The organism is Marinobacter sp. MBR-105, from assembly GCF_053628895.1.
Genome location: NZ_JBRJHG010000009.1, coordinates 199,671 through 206,576, shown reverse-complemented (window position 1 = coordinate 206,576; position 6,906 = coordinate 199,671). Strand labels below are relative to the sequence as shown.

The window sequence follows — 6,906 nt, the reverse complement described above, 5'->3', positions numbered from 1 at the left end:
GAGCACCAGCCTAATGCCGTTCGTGCACGGCTTGCTGGTCCCGTTAAGGCCTCGACGCTACCAGATGCTGTGCTTGGCGGCATCGATGGCTGCGTTACAACGTTTGCGGTTGTATCGGGTGCGTTCGGCGCAGGTTTCTCGCCACAGGTTGCGTTGGTACTCGGCTTTGCAAACCTGATTGCAGACGGCTTCAGCATGGCGGTAAGTAATTACGAAGCGGGCCAGGCGCAGTTGAATCAGATCAAATTTGCTGAACGCACAGAACGTGAACATATCCGTGCTGTGCCAGAAGGTGAACGTGAGGAAATTCGCCAGCTGTTTCAGGCGAAGGGATTCGACGGCGAATTGCTGGAGCAAGTAGTGGAGGCTATCAGTCGTAATCCCGATGTGTGGGTAGCAACCATGTTGCGAGAAGAGTACGGACTCTCGGGTGCCGGACTCAGCCCACGCCGAGCCGCGTTGACTACCTTCGCCGCATTTTTGTCGGTTGGTGCTTTACCTTTACTGCCTTATGCCATCCCGGGTATGGAGAGTCAGATTCAGTTCCTGACGAGTCTTGGTTTGGCAGGCGTCGTCTTCTTGGGTATCGGAATGCTTAAAAGTATCGTCTATGGCTTACCAGCAATGCGATCAGGACTCCGGACTTTGATCATGGGTACGGCCGCAGCGGGGCTGGCGTTTGCTACTGGGCATTTTGCGCAGGGGTTATTGGGGGGTTAGTTCTTCAGCGGTGAATAGACAATTTAACATAATATTCCCCTAAGAGCTGATATTCATTCGCGTACCCGCTATTGGAATTAACGGCGGATTTCTCGCTCTGTTCGCCCAATGAGTGTAGTTGCAGAATTGAATTTTTAAAGCACAACTCATGCTGAAATGAAAATTATTTAGCAAGGGCCAGTCGTCGACTAATTACTGCGCAACTTTATGAATTGTGGAAAAAATGGTGTCGATATCATTGATGCCAAAGGCTTAGCGTACAATTTTTTCCGTTTCGTGAACTGACCCCAGAATGTTCGCTTTGCGACCAGCACCTAAACAAAAGCGAACATTCTAGTCACGCCTTCCCTCCGCCTCCGAAAGCACCACTGCCAAATCCTCGGGCACCGGCATGGGTGCAAATGCGCTGATGTTTGCACCAGTGTTTCCCAACGGAACCTAAATTCGGGAAAAGACCAGGGCGGCAATGGTTCGAATAGACTGCCCCAGCACTTCACGAACGTCTCTTGTTCGCCAACCCAGTCTGAGCATCCGTAAGTGGGTTGCAGCGTGCGCCAGAGCATACCTCTGGCTGAGGATATGGGCACGTTCCAGATGGGTGAAGGCTGTCTGGAAATCGCCTGCGCCTTCCGCCCTGCGTGTCGCCTCAAGCTCCGTAAGATCGGACGCCTTCAATTCACTGTGCATCGATGTTTACTCCCCCTGAAATGCCAACGACGGGCCAATAATCGACCATTTGACTCCGAATGGTTCAGCCTTTCAGTGCCAGTATGCGTTTGGCACCCATCAATACGATGGCACCAACAATTCCCCCAATAATCAGATCTGGGTAGTTGGTACCGGTCCAGGCAACGAGCAGCCCCGCAAGTATTACACCCAGGTTGATGACCACGTCGTTTGCTGAAAATATCCAGCTGGCTTTCATGTGAGCACCGCCCTCACGGTGTTTTGCGATCAGAAGAAGGCAACTGATATTCGCGATGAGAGCAACAGATGCGACGGCCATCATCATTAACGACTGGGGATCACTCCCAAACAGAAAGCGCCTGCCAACTTCAACCAATACCCCAGCGGCAAGGATAAGCTGGAGGATGCCAGCCACATGCGCCGCTCTGACCTGCATTTTGATTCCGTGTCCAACGGCGTAAAGTGCGAGACCGTAGACGGCGGCATCGGCAAGCATGTCTAGCGAGTCTGCAATCAGGCCAGCAGACTGGGCGATCAGGCCCATCGTCATCTCGACCAGAAACATCAGAGCGTTGATTGCCAGCAGTATCCATAAAGTGCCGGATTCTCCGCTTTCGTTGGCCTTAGAAGATTCAGCCGCTCTGACGGATTCAGCGCTGGCGTCTTCTGTCCGCTGCAAGGAAGCACCCAGGCCCAGGTTTTCCAGTTTGCTGGTAATAGGACCGGTTTCTCCATGGTGGATAATTTCCAATGTACGACCCGATAAATCGAATGACAGCGACTGAATGTTTTCAACGCCAGTCAGTGCCATTCGAATCATTCGCTCTTCCGAGGGACAATCCATTTTTGGTATTTTGTAGGTGCTTAGCTGGCTACCTGTTTCGGCGGTGGCGCGTCCCTGAAACTTGTCATCTACGACAGAGTCTTCACTACCACACTGCCCATTGCAGGGTTTGCTCATTTTCTCGGCTCCGGTTTTCGTACAAATGATGCAATTTAAAACCCTGTAGCCACTACAGGGTCAATAACTAATCTACACTAGTAGTCGTCAAAATCGGCGTTTGTCTGGATAAAGATCTACAATGATAAGTGCGATGGTGTGGACGTCTAATTTTATTTCGAGGGTAAACTTTATGATTTCATTTAAAGGACTTACAGCAACCGCTGCGTTGTTGGTTTTTCCTGCATTCGTGCTAGCGCATGGTGATCAAGGCTCATGGCAAGGGCATGGTCCTGGCATGATGATGGATCAGGAGCAAATGCAACAGATGCACCAGAACTGGTCTCACATGAACCAGCTGATGCAACGCATTCCTGATGAAGCTTCACCGCAAGAACGGCAACGATTGATGCGAGAACACAGGGAGGCGATGCAAGAGCAAATGGGTTTTATGCATCACGGTATGATGGGCCCCGGCATGATGCGTGGACAAAACGGCATGATGGGAGGTCAGCACATGATGAACGGCGGCGGTAAATCAAAGAATGGTGGTAGTCTGTCTAACGAGCAACAAATTCAGATGATGCAGGAGCGCATGGATCAAATGCAGCTGATGATGGAGCAAATGCTGCAATACCAGCAAAATCTAAAGGTAGAGTGATCGAGAAGCCTTCAAATACTTTTACTTAACAGACGCGTAGTAACTGGCGAGTTTGATAGGCTGAAGTTTGTGAAAACGGCGCAGTAGCTGGGTTTCGGTCTCAACGAAATCCCTGGCCTTTTACGGCTGGAAGATGGCGCTCTGGGCACCACTTCGAATGTTCGCTTTGCGACCGTCCCGCATTCCACGCGGCACCTAAACAAAAGCGGATATTCGGGACTTTCAGTGCTCTGCATGTTCCGGGCCATTGCTTTTCATTGAAAAACTCTCTTTAGGTATGCCCGAAAAACGGGGTAGGACCCATCCTCCCAAAGACCCATTTAAACACGTTCATCGTCGAATATATCCGGAGGGCAAAGCGTGTTGCACTATCATTCGCTACAAACACTTCGGCAACACGGAAGCAGCCCGTCAGTTCACAGTCACAACACCGGAAACATAAGTTGTCATGCAATCATACAGGCACGATCTCAAAGCAACGGTACTCGCGGCGTTAGTCTTTATGGCACCCAATGCAACTACAGCCCAGGCGTCGGATGACCAGATTCGCGTTGCTCGGGAAATGATCAGAACGCTGGAAGCCTATGCCGTTTATAAAATGGGTCAGTATGACCTTGCGTTCGAGCGCTATCTTACACTCGCCGAGGACGGGAATCCTCAGGGCATGCTTAACGTAGCTAACATGTACTCGGAGGGTAAGGGAGTAGAACAGAGTTACAGCAATGCCTTTCGTTGGTATCTGCGGGCAGCTGAAATCGGCGACAGGATTGCCATGGAACAGGTTGAAAGCGCTTACCGCACGGGAAAAGGCGTGCAGAAGGACACCGAGCGCGCTGAGTATTGGGAAATGCGCGCCCGAGCTGGTGACTGACGATGGCGAACCAGCGGCCTGACTCAGAACATCGTTATGCCCAAATCTGAATGCTCGCTTTGCGACCAGGCTGGCCAGCAGGGAACAATTTTCTGAACCATACTTAAAGGCCCTTACCCTCCAAGGAGGGCCACGTCATGACGTTTCCTATTAGCAAAGCTCCCTGGAACAAAGGGAAGCTCGTCGGCCAGAAGCTACCGCTCAAACTCGAACAAATATGGGCTATCCGCATTCGGTTAGAGATAGCAAAGAACATCCGCGAGCTGGCGATGTTCAACATGGCAATTGACTGCAAACTCCGATCCTGCGATCTGGTAAAGCTATTGGTTCGAGATATTTCCAGAAACGGTGAGGTTCTGGATCGGGCGCAAGTCATCCAGCAGAAGACCAGTCAGCCTGTTCAGTTTGAGATAACCAAAAAGACGCGCGAATCGGTCGAAGCATGGATCGAGTTGCGCGGACTCTCAGGTATGGATCATTTGTGGCCGAGCCGGATACGAAAGTTTGACCATATCACGACTCATCAATACGCCCGTCTTGTCAAAAAATGGATTACCAGCATTGGACTTGATCCTACAGTCTACGCAACCCATTCAATGAGACGCAGCAAAGCGACATTGATCTACAAGAAGACCAAGAATCTTCGAGCTGTCCAGTTGCTGTTGGGACACACAAATATGTCGAGCACCGTGCGCTACCTTGGTGTCGAGGTCGAGGATGCTCTGGAGATAGCTGAGAGCATTGAGATCTAGTTGCGTAACTTGTGTCCTTGGTTCCTTTGGATGCCGCAGGCGCTGCCAGCTCCAGTTGATGATCACTCTCGGGTTGCGATCAGGCTCCTCCCGTCGCTAAACAAAAGCGAACATTCGATTTTATCTTAATAATTCGATAGAAACGCGTAAACCGCTACAGGACTTAGTCGAAAAGCTGATTTTACCTTCATAGCGAGTCACTATATCTCGAACGATAGCAAGGCCGAGACCGTGCCCAGGTGTTTGCTCATCTAGCCGCAGACCCCTTTGGCCCAAACTGGCTAAATCCTTGTGATTAACCCCTGGGCCATCATCAGCAACAACTATTCGCTTGAAGCCGCTGCCTTGTTCCACAGAGAGCTCTACGCATCTCGAAGACCATTTGCCAGCATTGTCGAGTAAGTTGCCCAATACTTCATTTAGATCATGTTCTTCTATCGGCCATCGGCTGTCTTCAGGCAGAGAACTCGATAGTTCAAACGACTTTTCCGGATATAAACGACCGAGCATCCACAAAAGATCCCGTGCCTGTTTTATGGGGTAGGCGCTTTTTCCAATCTGGGGCCCTGCAAAACGGCTTCGACGCATTTCAGCTTCTAATTGCCTGTCGATATCGCTTAGTCGCTCCACCATCTGGCGCCTTAGATTGGTGTCGAGAGGACGTGTGTCGTCTTCCAGTATCTGCCGGACGGCTGCGATGGGGGTTTTGACGCTATGAGACAGGTTTGCGAGAGCGTCCCTGGAGCGCTCCAGTCGCTGATCTAAGGAGTCCAGCAACTGATTTAGTTGAAGAACCAGCGGGTGGAACTCCTCTGGCGACTGAACGTTGATTCGGGAGATCTCTCCGTCCTGGAGTCTTTTTAATGCGGCTTTGAGTGTGACAACCGGTCGCATGGACATCGTGATTCCGAACCAGAGCACGGCGACCAAGAGCATAATCAACAGAACTGATACTACGGCGGTCCAGGTATGAAGTGCAGCTTGGCTGCGTTTCAGCGCACCCAGATCTTCAGAAACGATTACGACGATGGGTGTTTCACCGACCTGAAAAGACTTTCGGTAGGCGAGGATGTCTAAGCGAGTATCAGTGGTTTCGGCATCTTCTACGCGAACGGTTCCGTCTTCTTCGTTTTCAATCAGAGGCGTTAACAAGGGCTCCCAAGTATCGGGTGAAATGATGGTCTGTTCGGGTGTATGTATGGCAAAGGCATGATGAAAAACATCCTGGAAATAATCGCCCGTCTGGAGAGTGTCAACTTCACCATTCGCGTCGCGAATCTGGTGCTCAAGGAAAACGACTTCATCTTTCAGTCGGCTTTCAACGAATTCCCGAGACATTCGGTCGAGCAGCAAGCCATGGACCAACCACGCCACCCCCATTAGACCAATTCCGGCGGGCAGTAACAGCGCAAGCAAGGTTCCTTTTACGGACGCAGGCTTTTTAAGGAATCGCATTAAAAATGTACCCCTGGCCGCGTCGTGTTGAGATGGTTTCGCTGCCCACTAGCTTCCTTAACCTCCGAATATACGCCTCAATGACGTTTTCGCTCGGGCTATCATTCAAGTTGTAAAGCTGTTCCATTAGTTGTTCTTTGGAAAAGACGTGGCCAGGGCGGCTCATCAAACAACGTAGCAGCCGGAATTCGGTGCCGGTAAGTGTATGTTCCACGCCGTCGTCCATCTTGAGACTCTGGCGGTTTTCGTCCAGTTCAAAGCGGCCGGCTTTAACCTGAGCATGGACCCTTCCTTCACTTCGACGCACGAGTGCGTTGAGGCGTGCGATTAGCTCTTCTGTCTGAAAAGGTTTTGCCAGGTAATCGTCTGCCCCGGCTTTTAAGCCGTTAACCTTATCCTGCCAATCGCCTCTCGCGGTCAGAATCAAGACCGGACAGCTGACGTGATTCGTTCGCCACTTTCTCAATACGTCCAGCCCGTTGCCATCAGGTAGACCCAGGTCCAGAACAACAGCACGGTAATCCTCTTGCTCACCCAGAACGACGGCTTCTCGGGCACTGGGAGTTGTATCAACGCTGAAACCTGCTTTTCCCAACTGCCTGACCAGGCCCTCAGCAAGCAAGCGGTCATCTTCGACGAGCAGTAAACGCATGAGTTTTTCCTTCTATGTATGGTCCGCGGTCGAAAGTGTGACTGATTAACCTGAATTCAGCCTGAACGGAAAATAGTTCGAGTTTTTCAGAAAGAATTCAGGTTAGTGAGAGAAGGTAACAACCGATTCTGGACATTGCTCAAGATTGGGGCTCAATCCGGCAGTGTT

At 50.9% G+C, this 6,906-nt stretch carries 7 protein-coding genes and 1 pseudogene; 4 read left to right on the top strand and 4 right to left on the bottom strand.

The genetic code is table 11. The features are described from left to right. The coding region (locus ACSSVV_RS12540) for a VIT1/CCC1 transporter family protein (RefSeq protein WP_454106331.1) at positions 1-720 on the top strand (720 nt) is incomplete at its 5' end. Between the two features lie 333 nt (positions 721-1,053). On the opposite strand, the pseudogene ACSSVV_RS12535 reads toward ACSSVV_RS12540, so the two are convergent. Continuing rightward, positions 1,054-1,407, bottom strand: a pseudogene (locus tag ACSSVV_RS12535) (DUF3703 domain-containing protein). Between the two features lie 64 nt (positions 1,408-1,471). Continuing rightward, a complete protein-coding gene (locus ACSSVV_RS12530; protein WP_011784792.1) occupies positions 1,472-2,368 on the bottom strand; it encodes a cation transporter in 897 nt (298 codons plus the stop codon). 172 nt (positions 2,369-2,540) lie between these two features. On the opposite strand from ACSSVV_RS12530, the gene ACSSVV_RS12525 reads away from it, so the two are divergent. The 3 genes from ACSSVV_RS12525 (at position 2,541) to ACSSVV_RS12515 (ending at position 4,631) form a co-directional block, all read left to right on the top strand. Then, a complete protein-coding gene (locus tag ACSSVV_RS12525) occupies positions 2,541-3,008 on the top strand; it encodes a hypothetical protein (RefSeq protein ID WP_041343552.1) in 468 nt (155 codons plus the stop codon). Positions 3,009-3,456: 448 nt separating this feature from the next. Further along, positions 3,457-3,879 carry a tetratricopeptide repeat protein gene (locus ACSSVV_RS12520; protein WP_113880745.1) on the top strand — a complete coding sequence of 141 codons (423 nt, stop codon included), beginning with the start codon at positions 3,457-3,459 and terminating at the stop codon, positions 3,877-3,879. 137 nt (positions 3,880-4,016) lie between these two features. Next, positions 4,017-4,631 carry a tyrosine-type recombinase/integrase gene (locus tag ACSSVV_RS12515; protein ID WP_114435582.1) on the top strand — a complete coding sequence of 205 codons (615 nt, stop codon included), beginning with the start codon at positions 4,017-4,019 and terminating at the stop codon, positions 4,629-4,631. A gap of 120 nt (positions 4,632-4,751) precedes the next feature. Here ACSSVV_RS12515 and ACSSVV_RS12510 read toward each other — a convergent pair whose 3' ends face one another. Next, complete coding sequence (locus tag ACSSVV_RS12510; protein WP_113880695.1) at positions 4,752-6,086, bottom strand: ATP-binding protein; 1,335 nt, start codon at positions 6,084-6,086, stop codon at positions 4,752-4,754. Continuing rightward, on the bottom strand, positions 6,073-6,738 hold the full coding sequence (locus tag ACSSVV_RS12505; protein WP_022990681.1) for a response regulator transcription factor: 666 nt from the start codon (positions 6,736-6,738) through the stop codon (positions 6,073-6,075). Before ACSSVV_RS12505 ends, ACSSVV_RS12510 begins: the two co-directional genes overlap by 14 nt. Positions 6,739-6,906: the final 168 nt, after the last annotated feature.

Coding starts and splice junctions, on each gene's coding strand:
- ACSSVV_RS12530 (WP_011784792.1), bottom strand. CDS start 2,368: ATGAGCAAACCCTGCAATGGGCAGTGTGGTAGTGAAGACTCTGTCGTA.
- ACSSVV_RS12525 (WP_041343552.1), top strand. CDS start 2,541: ATGATTTCATTTAAAGGACTTACAGCAACCGCTGCGTTGTTGGTTTTT.
- ACSSVV_RS12520 (WP_113880745.1), top strand. CDS start 3,457: ATGCAATCATACAGGCACGATCTCAAAGCAACGGTACTCGCGGCGTTA.
- ACSSVV_RS12515 (WP_114435582.1), top strand. CDS start 4,017: ATGACGTTTCCTATTAGCAAAGCTCCCTGGAACAAAGGGAAGCTCGTC.
- ACSSVV_RS12510 (WP_113880695.1), bottom strand. CDS start 6,086: ATGCGATTCCTTAAAAAGCCTGCGTCCGTAAAAGGAACCTTGCTTGCG.
- ACSSVV_RS12505 (WP_022990681.1), bottom strand. CDS start 6,738: ATGCGTTTACTGCTCGTCGAAGATGACCGCTTGCTTGCTGAGGGCCTG.